Raw genomic sequence first — 16,408 nt, 5'->3', positions numbered from 1 at the left:
CTATAGTTTTCTGAAAACCTGCCGATACTACACGAGAGGATGGCCATCATCGCGTTTCCCGCATGGTGGCATACATTGCCCGTTCAAGGAGGTCTATCGTGTCAATTCCCATCGCCGCAAGCGGCAATTCCACCCCTTCCGTGACTTCCGTCAGTACGGGCGTTGCCGGCAAGGACGATAAAGTCCAGCAAAAGGACGGCGTCAAAACTGAAATGAGCGTTAACGACCGCAGCAAGCTGCAATTGAACGCTTCCATCATGCAGGCCTCGCTGAACGTGTCGATCGGTTCCGAGAACGAGCCGCTGGCGCTGCTGTACAAGACGGCCATCACCAACATCAATGAAGCGTTGAAGGGCCAGTACGGCGAGGACGCGATCCAGAACGCGGCATCGCAGGATAACAGCGCCGAAGCGACAGCGAGCCGCATTGTATCGCTGTCGACCGGTTTTTTTGACGCCTACAAGAAACAGAATCCCGGCATGGACGACGATACGGCCCTGACCAAGTTCATGGACACCATCAGCGGCGGCATGGAAAAAGGCTTCAAGGAAGCGCGCGATATTCTGGGCGGCTTGAAAGTGTTGCAAGGCGATATCGCCGGCAACATCGACAAGACGTATGAGCTGGTGCAGAAGGGCTACGCGGATTTCATCGCCGCGCACAGCAGCAAGAAGGATGACGCTGCCAAGCCGGATGCGACCAAGCCGGCCGACAGCAAGGCTGCCTGAACTACAGCATGACCTTGTTGCGACCGCTGGCCTTGGCCCGGTAAAGGGCCGCGTCGGCCGCGGCGATCAACGCATGGTCGTCCTGTTCCGCCGCCAGGCTGGCCACGCCGAAGGAACCCGTGATGTGCGGCAGCGCGCTGCGCATGTCGGCGAAGATGACGGCTTGCTGCATGCGTTCGCACAGGCGCTCGGCGACCCGCAGGGCCACGTGTTCGTTAGTATCGGGCAAGATCACCATCATTTCCTCACCACCATAGCGCACGGCAAAATCCGTGGGCCGCAGGGCTGCGCCCAGCACTTGCGCGGCGATGCGCAGTGCCTGGTCGCCTGCCTGGTGGCCGTGCGTGTCGTTGAAGCGCTTGAAATGGTCGAGGTCTATCATCACCAGCGACAGCGGCGAGGCGCTGGCGTGGGCCGTGACGATCATGTTTGGCAGTAAATCGGTGAGCCAGGCGCGGTTGTACAAGCCCGTCAGGCTATCGACCATCGACAGCTGGCGGTAGAATTCCCCCAGTTTCTGGCGGCGGCGCAGCAGGGCATTCGCGGCGCGGATGCGGAAGGACAGCAGCCGCAGCAGGTTGCGCGCCAGGCCGTTCGATTGCTCGATCAATTCCCAGACAATGGCCGCGTCGATCACCAGTAAATCGGTTTCTTCCAGGGCCGAAATGGCGGCCAGGTTGCTCGCTTCATCGAGTACCGATTGTTCGCCCACGCTTTCGCCGGGCAAGACCTTGCTGACGGTGCCGTCATCCATGCCCGTGTGGGTGTCGGCGGCCACGGCCAGTGAGCCGCGCAGGACGATGTACAGGCTGGCGCCTTGCGTGTCGGCAATAGCTTCGCCCGCTTCGAGGCGCATGACGGGGCAGGGTGCCAGCATGGCTGCCGTCTGGCTGTCCGCCCCATCGCGAAATAGCTGTAAATCGCCGATGTTGCAGCCTGAAGCGCCAAAGTTGCCGATCTGTTCCACAATCACACTTTCAAAAAGCCGGCGCGCGAGCAGGGAGCCGGTATCTTCATGATAGCGTAAAGCGGCCTAGACCGTAACGGCAAAGGCTTGCTTGATGTCACTTACTGTGAGAAATACGACAATTATTTCAATGTCGCGTTAATAAGCTGAAATGATGATTGTTTTAGTATTGTTATTGCCGCGCGCAAAAGGCGGGCCAGATGTGCAAAGGCAGCCTTGAACGGCTGCCTCAGTCTCTGGAAATCTTGCGGGTGGGGAATTACTCGGCGGTTTCTTCCGCTTCGGCCGTATCGATTACGGCATTTTTGCCGGTGGCGTGGCGCTTGCTGTCTTGCAGGCGGCCCAGGGCGCTATCGATGGCGCGTTTCAGTTTGTCAGTGGCGCCGGCAACGGATTGATGCACGGTGGCGCTCTGTTCGGTTACGGCAATTGCTTGATAGCCAGCAACGCGTGCTTCCATGACGCAGCGAATATCGTCGGCGCCGCCTTTCGGGCCATTCGTGTCGCTGATGTGGACTTCGATGCGGGTCAGGTTGTCGCGGAAGCGGTTCAGTGCGCTTTCAAGTACGGATTGCACATGTTCGTTCAGTCCAGCGGTGTTGGCGATGGTGCTGTCGGTATGAATATTGATTTGCATATGCTTACTCCTGTCAATTCAAAAAAAACCCATCTCAGGCGTGTTGAGGCCTGGTTGCTGCCACATGCACAAGACCTCTGTGCATGGAACTTATCTTACTCCTCTTTCCAGTATTTCAAGAGGGTGCGCACGATTAAGATGAGCTTAACCCTTCAGCCAGGTCAAGTTTCCTCATGGAATTTTTTCGGTTCGCCGTCAGCCTTACCCATTAATGAGACCGGCGGCAATATTGATCGACAGCCCCAGCACGACCAGGTTGAAGAAAAAGCTGAGCACGGATTGTCCCAGCACGATCTGCCGCATCAATCTCGTCTGCACGGAAACGTCCGACGTTTGCACGGCGACGGCGATGGTGAAGGCGAAATATAGAAAATCCCAGTAATCGGGGTTTTGCTCGTCGTCGGGAAATTTCAGGGGGCGTAGCGTGGGGTCGGCCTGGTAATACAGGTGGGCATAGTGGAAGCAGAACAGGGTGCCGACGAGGAACCAGGAACCGACCAGCGTCAGGATCGTCAGGCAATAATGCAGCGCGCGCTCGTCCGGCGCCAGGTCTTTCATCGACGATAGCTGCGAGACGATGGCTACCAGGCTCATCACGGATGCGACGGACAGGGCCGACAGCACCGTGGCGGCCCGCTCATCCTGGCGCTGCGCCATCACCTTCACCTTGTGATGGTTGGCGTGCATCATCATCCAGGCCATCGTCGCCAGGTAGAACCAGACGGCCACGTTCCACGCCGTCAGCAGGCGCGTCATCTGTTGCCAGGAGGAGGGCAGCAGCAGGCCGGCCGCCACGCCGACGGCCGTGGCCATGCTCAGGTGGGGGCGGCTGCGGATGAAGCTGTGGAAGGGAAGCGTGATTTTCATGGTGCGTGTTCGTCAGTGGCGATAGCGCATCTTAGCGCTTAGTTTGCGCTCGCGGTGGCCGTCCTGGCGGCCGCTTCCTTCTCGTGGTGGGGAAAGCGGTCCATGCGCGACAGCACGGGGAACAGGACGGCCCAGATGCCCGTCACGGCCAGGGTGGCGGCGCCGCCGAAGAGCACGGCGCGCACCAGGCCGAACCAGCCGGCCGTCAAGCCCGATTCGAATTCGCCCAGCTCGTTCGAGGCGCCGATGAAGACGGCATTCACGGCGCTGACCCGGCCGCGGATCTCGTCCGGCGTCTCGAACTGCACCAGCAGGTGGCGGATGTAGACGCTGACCATGTCGCCGGCGCCCATCAGGAACAGCGCCGCCAGCGCCAGCGGGAAATAGCTGGTGCTGCCCAGCACCAGGGTGCCCAGGCCGAAGACGGCCACGCCGCCGAACATCCACGCGCCCACGCGGCGCGTGATGGGGAAGATGGCCAGCGCGATCGAGCACAGGGCCGCGCCGGCGCCCGGCGCCGTGCGCAGCAAGCCCAGGCCGCTGGGGCCGATATGCAGCACGTCGTGCGCGAGCGCCGGCAGCAGGGCCGTGGCGCCGCCGAACAGCACGGCAAACAGGTCGAGCGAAATGGCGCCCAGCACGATGGGTTTCGACCAGACGAAGCGCAAGCCTTCGAGCAGGGTATGCCAGCTGACGGGTTCGCGCTTGACCACTTGCGGCGCAGGCGTGGTGGCGCGCATCAGCAAGACGGACACGACCAGCAGCGCGGACGAGATCAGGTACACCACCTTGGGACCGAAGTAATACAGCAAGCCGCCCAAGGTGGGCCCCAGGATGATGGCCACGTGCGAGCTCGACGAGCTGAGCGCGACGGCACGGCTGAAGTGTTGCGTGGGCACCATGTTGACCAGCACGGCTTGCGTGGCCGGCATCATGAAGGCGCGCGCGCTGCCGAACAGCACCAGCACGGCGAACACGGGCCAGACGATGGCGAGTCCACTGAGCGTAAAGGCCAGCAGGGCCAGCGCGCAAGCCAGTTGCGCCGCCAGGCACCAGGCGATGATGTTGCGCCGGTTGTAGCGGTCGGCCACGTGGCCGGCTGGCAGGATCAATACGAGGAAGGGGGCGAACTGCGCCAGGCCGATCAGGCCCAGGTCAAACAGGCTGCCCGTGATCTGGTACACCTGCCAGCCGATGGCCACGCTTTGCATTTGCACGGCCACGGTGCCCAGCACGCGGGCGGACAGGTAACAGGCGAAGTTGCGGTGACGCAGGATAGCGAGAGGCATGAAATTTCCAGGAAGCAGCGGGGTGGAGCGGTGGCGGCAGCGGGCGCCGCGCCAGCCGCGCCCCGCTGTCTGGAAGGTAACGCTTACTTTGCCAGGTCGGCTTCCGTGGTGAAGGCGTCGGCGTAGAATTCGTCGGCTGGCAGCTGGCACAACTGCACGAAATCGCGGTTGGCCGACTCTACGACGATCGGTGCGCCGCAGGCATACACTTGATAAGCGGACATATCTGGCAAGTCGGTGATGACGGCCTGGTGCACGAAGCCCGTGCGGCCGCTCCAGGCGTCTTCCGGCAAGGCGTCCGATACGACGGGCACATAGGTGAACTGCGGCAAGTCGGCGGCCCACTGGCGGCATAGCGCGTCCATGTACAGGTCGTGCGGACGGCGGCCGCCCCAGTACAGGGTGATCGGGCGCGGGGATTGCTCGTTGATCATGTGCTCGACGATGGCTTTCAAGGGGGCAAAGCCCGTGCCCGAGGCCAGCAGCACGACGGGCTTGTCGGAATCTTCGCGCAGGAAGAAGGTGCCCATCGGGCCTTCGAAGCGCAGGATGTCGCGCGCTTTCATGGTGCCAAAGACCTGGTCGGTGAACAGGCCGCCCGGCATATGGCGGATGTGCAGGCTCACGGGGCCGCCTTCAACGGGTGCGCTGGCCATGCTGTAGCTGCGGCGCTTGTTGTCGCGCAGCATGATTTCGATATACTGTCCGGCGCGGTAGTGCAAGCGCTCGCTGGCTGGCAACTGCAGGGTCAGCACGACGACGTCGGGCGCGACTTTTTCGATGGTGGTCACGCGCGACGGCATTTTCTTGATCGGATAGTCGCTGCTGCCCGCCACTTCGCGCGCCTGCACCACCAGGTCGCCCTGGGGCACGGCACAGCACAGCAGCGAGTAGCCGGCGGTCGCTTCATCTTCCGTCAAGGAGCGGGCTTGGTATGGCTTATGCTGTACGCTGCCGGACACGATCTTGCCCTTGCAGGAACTGCAGGCGCCGCTTTTGCAGCTATACGGCAGGCCGACGCCTGCGCGTATCGCCGCCGACAGGACGGTTTCGTCCGCTTCACAGCTGAATTGGTGGCCGCTGGGCTGAACAGTAATTTGAAAAGTCATACAATCCTTGAGATGAAAAATATGTTAATGCACTCTTTGCGCAAGCCGTCAGGCTTGCCGCGCCTGCTGATCCTGGGCTGCGGCGACGTAGGCATGCGGCTGCTGCCCTTGCTGCGCACGCGTTTTCGCGTCTTTGCCGTCACCAGCCAGCCGGCGCGCTGCGCGCAGCTGCGGGCGGCCGGCGCCGTGCCCATCGTGGCCAACCTCGATGACCGCGCCAGCCTGAAACGGTTGGCGGGACTGGCGACGATGATCGTGCACCTGGCGCCGCCCCGGTCGTCGGGCTTGCTGGACCAGCGCACGCGCAATCTGGCCGCCATTTTACCCGAGCATGCACGCATGGTGTATGTGAGCACCAGCGGCGTGTATGGCGATTGCGCTGGCGCCTGGGTCGATGAAACGCGGCCGACGGCGCCGGCGAATGCGCGCGCGAAGAGGCGCGTCGATGCCGAGCAGGTCTTGCGGGGCTGGGGCGTGCGCCGCGGCGCCAGCGTGGCCATCCTGCGCGTGCCCGGCATCTATGCGGACGACCGCCTGCCCCTGAAGCGCTTGCGCGAGGGCACGCCGGCCCTGGCCGCGGGTGACGATGTCTATACCAACCATATCCATGCCGATGACCTGGCGCGCAGCATCGAGCGGGCCTTGTGGCGGGGCAAGCCGGGACGCGTGTATCACGCCAGCGATGACAGCGAACTCAAAATGGCGGAGTATTTCGATGCCGTGGCCGATACATTTGGCCTGCCGCGCCCGCCACGCCTGCCGCGTGCCGAACTGCAGCAAGTGGTCACGCCGATGCTGCTGTCGTTCATGTCCGAATCGCGCCGCCTGCACAATACGCGCCTCAAGCGCGAGCTGGGCGTGCGCCTGCGCTACGCGCGCGTGGCCGATGCCTTGCGGTCGTTGTCCGCCGATGGCGCCGGCATCGGGTAAAATGACCGGTTATCTGCGCACTTTGCTGGGCCGGCGCGCAGCGCGCCGTTGCGGCGGTGCGCCATTCACTTAAGGACTACAGCATGAGCACCCTCACTTACGAAGAATACCTGGACGAGGTCACCACCGTCCTGACGGAACTGTATGACCTCGACGACGACGCCGCCATCAAGCTGGTCGTGGCGGCGCAGGACGCGGAATTTTTTGTCCCGCACGATGCACATGAGGAAATGCGTACCGCCGAGCAAGCCAAGAAAGATGCGGTCACCCTGTTCGAGCGCAAGCAGAACCGCCAGCAAACGCAGGAAAAACAGCAACAGCGCGTGCGCCAGCAAAAGAAATAAGAGCAGGCTATCGGCCGCCAGGCCGCTGGTGACGTGAACATGGAGCATGGGGCAGTGCAGGCTTCGGTGCAACACCGGGGCTTTGCTACTTGATGCAGCGCAAACGCGCCATGGCACGCTGACGATATGGTGAGCAATGTCGTCACGCGTTTCAGCTACTTGTGGCGGGCTCTACAAATAGAGCGACGCTGTTTCCCGTCAGCAGGAGCGAGCCATGCAAGCGAAGAGTCACCCCAGCAAGGAACAGGTGCGCGCCTATATGCGGCGCCGCGAACATGCGCTGCAGCCGCCACCACCACCCGATGAAATTCGCCGGCAACTGGCCTGGTGCCGTGGTGATGCCATCCTTGGCACTTGCCTGCTTGCCGCCCCGGCCGGCGTGGCCGCGCAAGGTTGGCATTTATCAGCAGAAATGGCCCGCCTGGGCACGCTCATGACGATTGCCTGGCTCATGCGTAGCGGCGTCCCTCATTGTAAAAATTGATGACGTGCAGCAAATTTTTCCGATTTGAGTTATCCTCTAGCACATTCCAAGTGCGTCAATTCTCTTCAATTATCACAATTTTGCTTTAAGTTACGCAAAAATCAACAATAGCGTGTATTATATTGTTTGCGGCGTAAAAGCCGCATAAGTGATGGCGCTTTTTAGTGTGTTTACCCTGAATTATTGCAGAAGAGACATTCGGTTTTTTCTTGCTTTAATACAACAAGTACGGATTTTTGATCATGTCTCTCAAACAAATTACCTCTTTGCCTACCTACAACCCGAATCGCGTCCTCGATGCGATCATCGACAAGCTGCAACTGAAAAATGATGCCGCCTTGTCGCGAGCTCTGGAAGTGGCGCCACCTGTTATCAGCAAGATTCGTCATAACACCTTGCCGATCGGCGCCACGATCCTCATCCGCATGCATGAAATCAGCGATTTCAGCATTCGTGAATTGCGCGAGTTGATGGCTGCCTAAGAACGCCTGACAGACGGTAAACTGAGAGGTGCCGTCTGGGTAAGTCAGGCTTGCCGCGTGCGGCAGCCACATCTGTTTTCCGCTTTTCTATTGCGGGTCGCGGTTCAGTACCGGACGATCGACATAGAAACGCCCCATTTCCTGTCCAGTCGAGGACGACTTGACCACCGCTGCGCTCAGTGAGGCAGGCGCGCTGGAAAAGGCGGTGTTGGCAGCCCCGGTCGCGCGGCCCGAATACGCCGTCGCCTGTACCGCTGCACTGGAAAACGCCGTTTGCACGGCCCGGCCCGAGTACGCTGTCGCCTGTACCGCGGCACTGGAAAACGCCGTTTGCACGGCCCGGCCCGAGTACGCTGTCGCCTGTACCGCTGCACTGGAAAACGCCGTTTGTACAGCCCGGCCCGAGTCTGCCGTCGCCTGCACCGCCGCACTGGAAAACGCTGCTTGTACGGCACGTCCCGAATACGCCGTTTCTGCGCGGATATAATCTTCCCCGAACGTTTGCTCATACAACTGCTTCATGCGCTCGCCCACGCGATGGTGCGCCGCTTCGTCGTCTTCGCCGCGCAGGCCGATGTACGGGAAGTGATGCAGGAAGTAACCGAACACCTGTTCGCAGTCCGCCGCATATTTCAGGGTATCGAGGATGTGGTAGTGCCAGAAGGTATCGACGTCCATCAGTGGCGCCGTTTCTTCTTGGGGAAACTGCTTCATCAGGATCAGGAAGCGGCGGTATTCGAATTCCACCGCATTCGCTTTTTCCAGGCTCCATCCTTCGCCTGACTCCCGGTGCATCAGCTTGACCTTGATCGCGTCCAAATTCAAATCGGCAATTGCCTTGAAACTATCGTTCGTATCCATGAATGTCCTTTGGTAAAGAGCGTTGTGGGAAATACGGTGAAACAAGGGATAGCGGTCGGTGTGTACTCCTGGTAAGTAGTCGAGGGATGCCTGACCCATGGCGGGCGGGCGCTGAGTTGTTCTACATTAATATTGCATCTTATTACAAAATATGCAAGCTGAGCTTGCTTCAAGTGGGGCGCGCCTGTCAGGCGCTGGACCTGCTTTCTTCCTGGTAGGGAAACGCGGTGGCGTCCGCGCCCAGCGGCACGCTGACGTGCACGCTCATGCCGGCGCCGGGGCTACTTTCGATGTAGAAAGTGCCGCCCAGCAACTTGATGCGCTCCTCTATCCCCACCAGGCCAAACGAGCCCAGCTTGTTGCGCCCGTCGATGGCCGCGCCCACGCCGTTGTCGCTGATGCTCATCGACACCGTATCGCGGCATTTTTCCAGCTTGACTTGCACGCGGCTGGCATAGGCATGCTGGGAAATATTGCTGAGTGACTCTTGCAGGATGCGGAACAGGGCCGTCGCACACTGGTCGCTGAGGCAAATGTCGTCATGGCTTTCGCTCACTTCGCAGGCGATGCCCGTGCGCTGGCGGAATTGCGCCACCTGCCATTCGACGGCCGCATTCACGCCCAGGTCCAGCACGGTAGGGCGCAAGTCGTTGATGATCTGCCGCACGCTCTTGATGGTGGCGTCGATCTGCTCCAGGGTCGAGCGGGCGCGGGCGTTCAGGCGCGGGTGGCGGCGCTGCGTGCGCGAGGCCAGCATGTCGGCATCGATGCGCAGCACCAGCAGGTTTTGTCCCAGGTCGTCGTGAATTTCGCGCGCGATGCGCTTGCGCTCTTCTTCCTTGATCTGGTCGGCGTGGGCCGCCAGGCGGCGCAGTTTCTGATGCGACAGCTGCAGGCGGATCTGGCTGGCGCGCAATTCCTCCGTCATGCCCGTCGCCATCTGGATGGCGCGCCGGCGCGACGACGCCAGGGTATGGAACAGCACATACAGCAGCATGGTGCTGGCAAAGCCGATCAGCAGGGCCAGCCAGGGCAGAAAGGCACCGAAGCGCGTATACAGGTCGCTCTTGCGCACGCTGAACAGCGCTTGCCACATGCGGCCATTGTGTTCGATCAGCATCGTGCTGCTCAGGTAACGCCCCGAGTTGCCGGGCAGCCACCATGGCGCATGCATGCCTGCCGTCGTGCTGTCGAAGATGGGGCGCATGTCGCGCGGCAGTTGCAGCGGTTCGCGCGCCTGCGGACCGATATCGAACAGGGTCAGGCGGACGTTGCGTACCGGCATGTCGGCCAGCGCACTGCGCATCATCGTCACCAGATCGTAGCCGATGCCGACGGAACCCTGGTAGGCCGCGCGCCTTTGCTCCATCGTGTCGATCGGCATGCCGGAGCGGAACACGGGCAGGCGCATGGCCATGCCCGTCAACTGCGGCCGGTCGTCCATCGGCACGGGCGCGCCGGAATTACTGATCTGTCCGGAATCGCGTGACTGCGCCAGCGCTTCGGCGACCAGGGGCCGCGAGGCGATGTCATAGCCATACTTTTCCGGGGCGCTGGCAATCGGCTCGATGTACACCAGCACGGAGTAATGGGCGCGCGGGGCGGGCGGATGGATGGCAAACGCCGGATAGCCGTCGCGCCCGGGCGGATGGCCGCGCTGCATGGCTGCTTCGAAGGTGTTGCGCTGCGCATCGTCCAGTTCCTGGCTGTAATTGAGGTTCATTACGCCCGGGTAGTTCTGTTGCAGGGCCATGTTCGCCACGTAACGGTGGAATTGCTCGCGGCTTACGTGTTCGTTGGCGCGGAACAGGCTGGCTGTGCCGCGCAGCAGGTTGGCATACGACTTGACGCGCGATTCGATGTTTTTTTGGGTATTGCGCGCCAGATTGTTGAACAGGTCGCTGGCATCATTTTCGATCGATTGCGAAGCGGCCATGTAGAACAGCACACCCACCATCATCGACATCACAAAGCCGAGCAGCCACAGCGGTCTTTTTGCAGCAGCTAAGGGGTGTTCGCCGGCAGTAGAAGACATCGCCATTCGCATCAGGTAGAGGAATCGGGTGCCGCCTGGTGGCGGTGGCTGGGCTGCGTTGCACAAGCACTATTTAAATTGCAAATTGCTCAATAGCTGCCTAATATACAAAATTATCGTGAATATAGTCAACAGGCAATATTTCCCGCTGAAATGAAAAAAAACCGCCGCAGCGGTTTTTTTGTGGATCGTCCGAAGTCTTACTTGGCGGGCTGCCAGCTGTCTTTCAGGGTGACGATACGGTTAAAGACGGGCTTGCCCGGCTGGCTGTCGACCCGGTCGGCCGCGAAGTAGCCATGGCGTTCGAACTGGAAGCGCTGTTCTGGCTGGGCCAGTTCCGCGCCCGGTTCCAGCCACGCTTGCACCACTTCCTTGGCCAGCGGGTTCAGGGCCAGCTTGAAGTCCTTGCCGCCCGCGTCCGGCTGCGGGTCTGTAAACAGGCGGTCGTACAGGCGTACTTCGGCGGGAATCGCCGTCGGCGCGCTGACCCAGTGCATATTGCCCTTGACCTTGTAGTTGGCGCTGCCTTCCGTGCCCGACTTGCTGTCCGGGAAATAGGTGCAATGCACGGCGATGACCTTGCCGTCCGCATCCTTGTCAAAGCCCGTGCACTCGATCACGTAGCCGTAGCGCAGACGAACCTTGCTGCCCGGCTTGTCGTCGATCGGCGGATACAAACGGAAATAGCCTTTGTTTGGCACTTCCATGAAGTCGTCTTCCTCGATCCACAGCTCGCGCGAGATGGGGAAGGTGCGCAAGCCCCGTTCCGGGAAGTGCGGGTGCACCGGCGCCGTGCATTCCACGCTCTCGTTTTCAGGGAAATTGTCGATGATCAGTTTCAACGGACGCAGCACGGCCACCGTACGTGGTGCTTTCGGATCCAGGTCTTCGCGCAGGCAGCCTTCCAGCACGCTGTAGTCGATCCAGCCGTCGGACTTGGTCACGCCCGTGCGTTCGCACATCAGCTGGATCGCTTCCGGCGTGTAGCCACGGCGGCGCATGCCCACCAGGGTCGGCATGCGCGGGTCGTCCCAGCCATCGACGATTTTTTCTTCCACCAGCTGGCGCAGTTTGCGCTTGCTGGTGACGATATAGGTCAGGTTCAGGCGCGAGAATTCGAACTGGCGCGGCACCGGCTGCTGGAAGAAGCCGCCAGCCGACAGGGTTTCCAGCAGCCAGTCGTAGAACGGGCGGTGGTCCTGGAATTCCAGCGTGCAGATCGAATGCGTGATGTTTTCCAGCGCGTCCGAAATCGGGTGCGTGTAGTCGTACATCGGATAGATGCACCAGGCGTCGCCCGTGCGGTGATGATGCGCATGGCGGATGCGGTAGATGGCCGGGTCGCGCAAGTTCATGTTCGGCGAACTCATGGCATCTTCGCTCATCTTCGCGCGCAGGATGTGCTCGCCATCCTTGAACTGGCCCGCCTTCATGGCGCGGAACAGGGTCAGCGATTCGTCGCGCGGACGGTCGCGGAACGGCGAATTCTTGCCGGCCTGGCCGAAATTGCCGCGGTTGGCGGCCATGTCTTCGGCGCTCTGGCTGTCGACATAGGCAAAGCCGGCCGTGATCAGGTACTCGGCCATTGCGTACAGCTGGTCGAAATAGTCGCTCGCGTAGTGCAGATGGCTCTGGCCATCGTCATTCTTCGGTTCCCAGTCAAAGCCCAGCCATTTCACGCTGTCCATGATGGTGTCGACGTATTCCTGCTCTTCCTTCGCCGGATTGGTGTCGTCGAAGCGCAGGTTGCACTGGCCGGCGTAATCGCGCGCCAGGCCGAAGTTGACGCAGATCGACTTGGCGTGGCCCACGTGCAGGTAGCCGTTCGGCTCCGGCGGGAAACGCGTGATCACCTGGGGCAGGCCGGGACGCACGTGGGCGCCGGCAGCCAGGTCGGCTTCGATGATGTTACGCAAGAAATTGGGCGCCAGCGCTGGCGCGGCGGTATTCGGTTTATCGTTGCTCATTGATCAATGCGGAAGAGTGACAGTAAAAAGCATTTTACCGTACCGCAAGCGCTTTATAAGCACGTATTTGCCCCCATATCCCAGCATGCAAGCGACGCGGGCGCCGTTCTATAGGATAATTCGCCTTTAATTAGCAAACAAAACGTGACCCCGGAGCCATTTATGGAAAATTTATATAACGTCCTCGGTGTCGCACCCAATGCCAGCGACGATGAAATCAAGAAGGTTTACCGTTCGCTGGCCATGCGTTTCCACCCCGACCGCAACCAGGCCCCCGGCGCCGAGGCGCGCTTCAAGAGCGTCACCAAGGCGTATGAAATCCTGGCCGACCCGGTCAAGCGCGCCGAATACGACCAGAGCGTGAACCACCGCATCATTATCGACCCGGAAGCGGAAGCGTATGCCCTGTGGTGCGGCGTGTTCCGCCTGCATGGCACCGTCCTGCCGGCAGATTAAGCCTGCTGGCGGCTGCCCGGCCAGCCTGAATGATTTAAAAAACAACAAACAATGGTGCTTTTGCTTTTATGTAAAAGTACCGCGCATCACATTGGAAAGCACAGCATGAGAAGAGTACACCCTGAATTTGCGTACCAGTCGCGCGAGCTGGAAGGCCAGATCGATGGCATCCTCGGCGACCCGCCGAACCGCAAGAACTACAAAAGCATGGTAGACGCACTGGTGAGCGAGTACGCCAGCGGCGGCGGCATCGAAGACGTGAACATGCTGGCCTTCGCGCTGGTCGACCACATCACCTTCAGCGACCCGAAAGGCTTGCTGGCCGAAAGCGAAGACTACGAGTTCGGCGACCCGGCCCGCGTGTTTTCCATGGCCACGTGCGCCGCGCCGGAAGCGGCGAAGATGTACGCCGCCATCGAAGAGAGCTTCCCCGACCTGGCGCGCCAGGCCATCATCACGGCCTTTTTGCACAAGAATCCGCGCCTGTGGGACGACGACGACCAGTCGCTCGACCAGCTGGCCGCCAATGACGACGGCGACGACGAGCGCGACGAAGACGAAGCCACCGACGATTTCGCCCAGATGTTTGACCAGGATGGAGATGACCATGGCCGATAATAAGGATGATCAAAAGAGCAATCTTCCCGCGCTGACCAAGCAGGTCACGGAATTGGTGCTGTCCGGTTCACTGGGCCACGCCGAGCAGGCGTTTGCCGACGCGGCCGACCAGTATGGCGACCTTGCCGTGGTGGAAGTGCTGAGCGCCATCCCGCCGCAAGTGACGGCCCTGCACCTGGCCGGCTTTGACGGCGGCAAGATGTCGCTGGCAACCTTGCTGGTGCCGCCGAAAGCCTGGGCCGACAGCCTGGCCTTCATCGCAGCCACCTGGAGTGACGACCAGATCGAGGATGATCCGGAGCGCATCGCCGAGTCGCTGTTCGCGCACATCCACGGCGTGGTGTTTTCCACCGACGACGCCGAGCGCCGCCGCGAGCTGCTGCTGGAAGCGTCCGCCACTGACTGGGGCGCCACGGCGTTCGCCATCCTGTTCTCGATGGCGCCGAAGGAAATCCTCGAAGTGGCGGGAGAGATCGTCATCAAGGGACCGTACGTGACGGGCGTGACTTCGTCCGACAACGACGTCGTGCCGCTGGCCATCGAGCTGGCGCAAGCCAATGAAGACGGCTGGGACCGCTCGCTGTTCGAACTGTTCCCCGACTTCCGCCACAGCGCCGACCTGGCCGATGCGGAATACTCGGACGACCCGGACGAAGAACCGACCATGTTGCAGCGTAGTACCAAGGAATTGCTGTACCGCCTGCGCAAGCAAGTGCCGAGCACGCGCAGCGCGCCGCGCTCCAGCACGCGCCGCAGCCTGGGCACCGGCATTTTCTCGTAATGAAAGCAGGGAACGTCTAATGCTGCCAGCAATTGTTGTAGAGAATCTTCCGCGCCTGGTGCGCGCCATCAAACTGTTGCCGGGCGACTCGCGCGAAGACGCGGCGCTGAACCTGGCCGATGAATTGACGGGCATCACGGCCATGGTGGCCGAGAAGTTCACGAATGAACGCACGGCCGACGGCATCCAGAAAGCGTTGTATTTGACGGTGGGCGGCGTGTCCCTTGGCCTGGAACAGGCCGTCACGCATGAAGGCGACCAGGCCGCGCTCGACTTCCTCGTCGAGCATGGCGCCGAGCACGCATTCCAGGTGGGCTTTCGCCTGATCAAGGAGCTGTCGCAGTTGCCGGAAGACGCCCTCGTCGGTGAATATGACCAGGACCCCGTCTACCTTGCGCGCCGCCTGCGCGAGCTGTTCATCGATATTTGCCAGGCTGACCCGAACCAGAACTGGGCCGGCTATGAAAAGTATGCGGTGCAATTGCAACAGCGCAAGGAAGTGCAAGCCGTGGTGCGCCTGGCCGGCTGGCTGCGCCGTCACCATGACAACGGCCCCGTCAGCGACAGCGACTTGAATGCCGAGGGCGTCATCGCCCTGGCCATCATCTTCGCCATCGAAGGCGGCGGACGCATCATCGCGCGCACGGGTCAAAAGGAGTTTGAACGCTTTGTGCGTTCCGTGCGCAAGAACAAGCCCGATTTCGAGGAAGGCTGGGCCGCCCTGGTGGCCAAGGTGCCCGTGCAGCATCACCCGGTGCTGCTCGACCGCATCGCTTCGTACCGGCGCAGCTGCACCGTCGTGCATAAAATCCTCACGCGGGCCAGCATGAAGAGCCTGTTCGAGGACCTGGAAAATTATGCCGGTTCCGAGCTGGATGCGGATTACTCGTAACGCAGTTCACGTGGGCCGGCGTCTGCCGGTCTACGCTCCCCCTTCCAGTGCCGCTTCCTCGGCCAGTTTCACGAACGCCGCCACCAGCGGCGACGTCTCTTCTTCCCTTTGCGCCAGTAACAGACTGGTCGTCGCCAGCGGGTCGGCGATCGGGCGGTAGCACACGCCATCCATGCGGATGCGGTCGAACGAGGAGGGCAGCACGGAAATGCCGCAGCCGGCCGCCACCAGGCCGATGATGGTCGACGCTTCGCCCGCTTCCTGCGCCACCTGGGGCACGAAGCCGGCCGCCTTGCACAAACGGAAGATCTGCGGATAAATCCCCGTGCCCGCATCCCTGGGATACATCACAAAGCCTTCGCCCGCCATGTCGGCAATGGCAATGGCGTCCTTGGCCGCCAGCGCGTGGGCGACAGGCAGCACGAGGAACAGCGGGTCCTTGCGCAGTTCCGTCAGGCGGATATCGTCCGGATACGTCGTTTCCGGCGGGCGCACGAAGCCCAGGTCCATCGTCCTGCCCGAGATCGCTTCCAGCTGATGCAGGGTCGCCATTTCATGCAAGGTCAGGGTGACATGCGGGAATTGCTGGCGGTAGCGGTTGATGACGGTGGCGAAATACGGCGTAAACGGCGTGGAAAAGGTAAAACCGATACGCAATTCGCCCGCTTCGCCCCGCTGCGCCCTGCGCGCCGTGACGGCCGCCTGTTCCGACAGCGCCAGGATGCGCCGCGCATCGTCGAGGAAAAGGCGGCCTGCTTCCGTCAGGCGCACGGAGCGTTTGTTGCGCTCGAACAACTGCGCATCCAATTCCCTTTCCAGCGCCTGGATTTGCTGGCTCAGCGGCGGCTGGCCGATGTGCAGGCGCTCGGCCGCGCGCGTGAAGTGCAGCTCTTCGGCGACGGCGACAAAGTAACGCAGGTGGCGCAGTTCCATGTTGATCCAGTAATCGTTTTAAAGTATG

At 61.3% G+C, this 16,408-nt stretch carries 18 protein-coding genes; 9 read left to right on the top strand and 9 right to left on the bottom strand.

What is annotated here, in order from left to right; genetic code table 11:
* The first annotated feature begins 98 nt into the window (after window positions 1-98).
* Window positions 99-728: a DUF5610 domain-containing protein gene (locus tag ACQ4WY_RS21130; protein ID WP_436505750.1), complete on the top strand. Its 630-nt coding sequence runs from the start codon at window positions 99-101 to the stop codon at window positions 726-728.
* Between the two features lies 1 nt (window position 729).
* Here ACQ4WY_RS21130 and ACQ4WY_RS21125 read toward each other — a convergent pair whose 3' ends face one another.
* The 5 genes from ACQ4WY_RS21125 to ACQ4WY_RS21105 all read right to left on the bottom strand — a co-directional run bounded on the left by ACQ4WY_RS21125 (window position 730) and on the right by ACQ4WY_RS21105 (window position 5,597).
* Window positions 730-1,695 carry a GGDEF domain-containing protein gene (locus ACQ4WY_RS21125; protein WP_436505749.1) on the bottom strand — a complete coding sequence of 322 codons (966 nt, stop codon included), beginning with the start codon at window positions 1,693-1,695 and terminating at the stop codon, window positions 730-732.
* A 259-nt stretch (window positions 1,696-1,954) separates the two neighbouring features.
* Entirely contained in the window at window positions 1,955-2,332 is a 378-nt protein-coding gene (locus tag ACQ4WY_RS21120) for an HPF/RaiA family ribosome-associated protein (RefSeq protein WP_436505748.1), read from the bottom strand.
* A 201-nt stretch (window positions 2,333-2,533) separates the two neighbouring features.
* Window positions 2,534-3,199 (bottom strand): DUF1345 domain-containing protein, encoded by a 666-nt coding sequence (locus ACQ4WY_RS21115; protein WP_436505746.1) that lies wholly within the window; start codon window positions 3,197-3,199, stop codon window positions 2,534-2,536.
* A 38-nt stretch (window positions 3,200-3,237) separates the two neighbouring features.
* Window positions 3,238-4,488 (bottom strand): MFS transporter, encoded by a 1,251-nt coding sequence (locus ACQ4WY_RS21110; protein ID WP_436505744.1) that lies wholly within the window; start codon window positions 4,486-4,488, stop codon window positions 3,238-3,240.
* Window positions 4,489-4,571: 83 nt separating this feature from the next.
* A complete protein-coding gene (locus tag ACQ4WY_RS21105; RefSeq protein WP_436505743.1) occupies window positions 4,572-5,597 on the bottom strand; it encodes a CDP-6-deoxy-delta-3,4-glucoseen reductase in 1,026 nt (341 codons plus the stop codon).
* Window positions 5,598-5,609: 12 nt separating this feature from the next.
* On the opposite strand from ACQ4WY_RS21105, the gene ACQ4WY_RS21100 reads away from it, so the two are divergent.
* From ACQ4WY_RS21100 to ACQ4WY_RS21085, 4 genes are all read left to right on the top strand, one after another.
* Window positions 5,610-6,527, top strand: coding sequence for an SDR family oxidoreductase (locus tag ACQ4WY_RS21100; protein WP_436505741.1), 918 nt, complete (start codon window positions 5,610-5,612; stop codon window positions 6,525-6,527).
* 83 nt (window positions 6,528-6,610) lie between these two features.
* Window positions 6,611-6,871, top strand: a complete 261-nt coding sequence (locus ACQ4WY_RS21095) for a hypothetical protein (protein WP_070257479.1) — start codon at window positions 6,611-6,613, stop codon at window positions 6,869-6,871.
* Between the two features lie 214 nt (window positions 6,872-7,085).
* The gene (locus ACQ4WY_RS21090; RefSeq protein ID WP_436505739.1) at window positions 7,086-7,355 is read left to right on the top strand and encodes a hypothetical protein; all 270 of its coding nucleotides are present in this window, start codon (window positions 7,086-7,088) and stop codon (window positions 7,353-7,355) included.
* A gap of 242 nt (window positions 7,356-7,597) precedes the next feature.
* Complete coding sequence (locus ACQ4WY_RS21085) at window positions 7,598-7,837, top strand: hypothetical protein (RefSeq protein WP_029496207.1); 240 nt, start codon at window positions 7,598-7,600, stop codon at window positions 7,835-7,837.
* 87 nt (window positions 7,838-7,924) lie between these two features.
* Here ACQ4WY_RS21085 and ACQ4WY_RS21080 read toward each other — a convergent pair whose 3' ends face one another.
* From ACQ4WY_RS21080 to ACQ4WY_RS21070, 3 genes are all read right to left on the bottom strand, one after another.
* Window positions 7,925-8,698, bottom strand: a complete 774-nt coding sequence (locus tag ACQ4WY_RS21080) for a glycine-rich domain-containing protein (protein ID WP_436505737.1) — start codon at window positions 8,696-8,698, stop codon at window positions 7,925-7,927.
* Window positions 8,699-8,885: 187 nt separating this feature from the next.
* Complete coding sequence (locus ACQ4WY_RS21075; RefSeq protein WP_436505736.1) at window positions 8,886-10,733, bottom strand: CHASE domain-containing protein; 1,848 nt, start codon at window positions 10,731-10,733, stop codon at window positions 8,886-8,888.
* 200 nt (window positions 10,734-10,933) lie between these two features.
* Window positions 10,934-12,700: a glutamine--tRNA ligase/YqeY domain fusion protein gene (locus ACQ4WY_RS21070; RefSeq protein WP_436505734.1), complete on the bottom strand. Its 1,767-nt coding sequence runs from the start codon at window positions 12,698-12,700 to the stop codon at window positions 10,934-10,936.
* A gap of 162 nt (window positions 12,701-12,862) precedes the next feature.
* On the opposite strand from ACQ4WY_RS21070, the gene ACQ4WY_RS21065 reads away from it, so the two are divergent.
* The 4 genes from ACQ4WY_RS21065 (at window position 12,863) to ACQ4WY_RS21050 (ending at window position 15,447) form a co-directional block, all read left to right on the top strand.
* A complete protein-coding gene (locus tag ACQ4WY_RS21065; RefSeq protein WP_096234166.1) occupies window positions 12,863-13,156 on the top strand; it encodes a DnaJ domain-containing protein in 294 nt (97 codons plus the stop codon).
* Window positions 13,157-13,261: 105 nt separating this feature from the next.
* Window positions 13,262-13,774, top strand: a complete 513-nt coding sequence (locus ACQ4WY_RS21060; RefSeq protein ID WP_436505732.1) for a hypothetical protein — start codon at window positions 13,262-13,264, stop codon at window positions 13,772-13,774.
* Window positions 13,764-14,555, top strand: a complete 792-nt coding sequence (locus tag ACQ4WY_RS21055; RefSeq protein ID WP_353658604.1) for a hypothetical protein — start codon at window positions 13,764-13,766, stop codon at window positions 14,553-14,555. The genes ACQ4WY_RS21060 and ACQ4WY_RS21055 overlap by 11 nt, the downstream gene beginning before the upstream one ends.
* Window positions 14,556-14,574: 19 nt before the next feature.
* Window positions 14,575-15,447 (top strand): hypothetical protein, encoded by an 873-nt coding sequence (locus ACQ4WY_RS21050; protein WP_436505730.1) that lies wholly within the window; start codon window positions 14,575-14,577, stop codon window positions 15,445-15,447.
* 30 nt (window positions 15,448-15,477) lie between these two features.
* Here ACQ4WY_RS21050 and ACQ4WY_RS21045 read toward each other — a convergent pair whose 3' ends face one another.
* On the bottom strand, window positions 15,478-16,380 hold the full coding sequence (locus ACQ4WY_RS21045) for a LysR substrate-binding domain-containing protein (protein ID WP_436505728.1): 903 nt from the start codon (window positions 16,378-16,380) through the stop codon (window positions 15,478-15,480).
* Window positions 16,381-16,408 lie beyond the last annotated feature (28 nt).

The sequence above is a fragment of the Janthinobacterium salmonicoloratum genome (assembly GCF_051380845.1).
In the GTDB taxonomy this organism is placed as follows: Bacteria; Pseudomonadota; Gammaproteobacteria; order Burkholderiales; family Burkholderiaceae_D; genus Janthinobacterium; species Janthinobacterium lividum_F.
The sequence above is the reverse complement of the archived record's forward strand: the minus strand, read 5'-3'. Positions and strand labels throughout refer to the sequence as shown.

What these genes read in the sequence shown, in the direction of transcription:
- ACQ4WY_RS21105 (WP_436505743.1), bottom strand. Translation starts at nt 5,597, where the DNA reads ATGACTTTTCAAATTACTGTTCAGCCCAGCGGCCACCAATTCAGCTGT.
- ACQ4WY_RS21075 (WP_436505736.1), bottom strand. Translation starts at nt 10,733, where the DNA reads ATGTCTTCTACTGCCGGCGAACACCCCTTAGCTGCTGCAAAAAGACCG.
- ACQ4WY_RS21050 (WP_436505730.1), top strand. Translation starts at nt 14,575, where the DNA reads ATGCTGCCAGCAATTGTTGTAGAGAATCTTCCGCGCCTGGTGCGCGCC.
- ACQ4WY_RS21080 (WP_436505737.1), bottom strand. Translation starts at nt 8,698, where the DNA reads ATGGATACGAACGATAGTTTCAAGGCAATTGCCGATTTGAATTTGGAC.
- ACQ4WY_RS21065 (WP_096234166.1), top strand. Translation starts at nt 12,863, where the DNA reads ATGGAAAATTTATATAACGTCCTCGGTGTCGCACCCAATGCCAGCGAC.
- ACQ4WY_RS21070 (WP_436505734.1), bottom strand. Translation starts at nt 12,700, where the DNA reads ATGAGCAACGATAAACCGAATACCGCCGCGCCAGCGCTGGCGCCCAAT.
- ACQ4WY_RS21085 (WP_029496207.1), top strand. Translation starts at nt 7,598, where the DNA reads ATGTCTCTCAAACAAATTACCTCTTTGCCTACCTACAACCCGAATCGC.
- ACQ4WY_RS21060 (WP_436505732.1), top strand. Translation starts at nt 13,262, where the DNA reads ATGAGAAGAGTACACCCTGAATTTGCGTACCAGTCGCGCGAGCTGGAA.
- ACQ4WY_RS21110 (WP_436505744.1), bottom strand. Translation starts at nt 4,488, where the DNA reads ATGCCTCTCGCTATCCTGCGTCACCGCAACTTCGCCTGTTACCTGTCC.
- ACQ4WY_RS21120 (WP_436505748.1), bottom strand. Translation starts at nt 2,332, where the DNA reads ATGCAAATCAATATTCATACCGACAGCACCATCGCCAACACCGCTGGA.
- ACQ4WY_RS21095 (WP_070257479.1), top strand. Translation starts at nt 6,611, where the DNA reads ATGAGCACCCTCACTTACGAAGAATACCTGGACGAGGTCACCACCGTC.
- ACQ4WY_RS21115 (WP_436505746.1), bottom strand. Translation starts at nt 3,199, where the DNA reads ATGAAAATCACGCTTCCCTTCCACAGCTTCATCCGCAGCCGCCCCCAC.
- ACQ4WY_RS21090 (WP_436505739.1), top strand. Translation starts at nt 7,086, where the DNA reads ATGCAAGCGAAGAGTCACCCCAGCAAGGAACAGGTGCGCGCCTATATG.
- ACQ4WY_RS21055 (WP_353658604.1), top strand. Translation starts at nt 13,764, where the DNA reads ATGGCCGATAATAAGGATGATCAAAAGAGCAATCTTCCCGCGCTGACC.
- ACQ4WY_RS21045 (WP_436505728.1), bottom strand. Translation starts at nt 16,380, where the DNA reads ATGGAACTGCGCCACCTGCGTTACTTTGTCGCCGTCGCCGAAGAGCTG.
- ACQ4WY_RS21100 (WP_436505741.1), top strand. Translation starts at nt 5,610, where the DNA reads ATGAAAAATATGTTAATGCACTCTTTGCGCAAGCCGTCAGGCTTGCCG.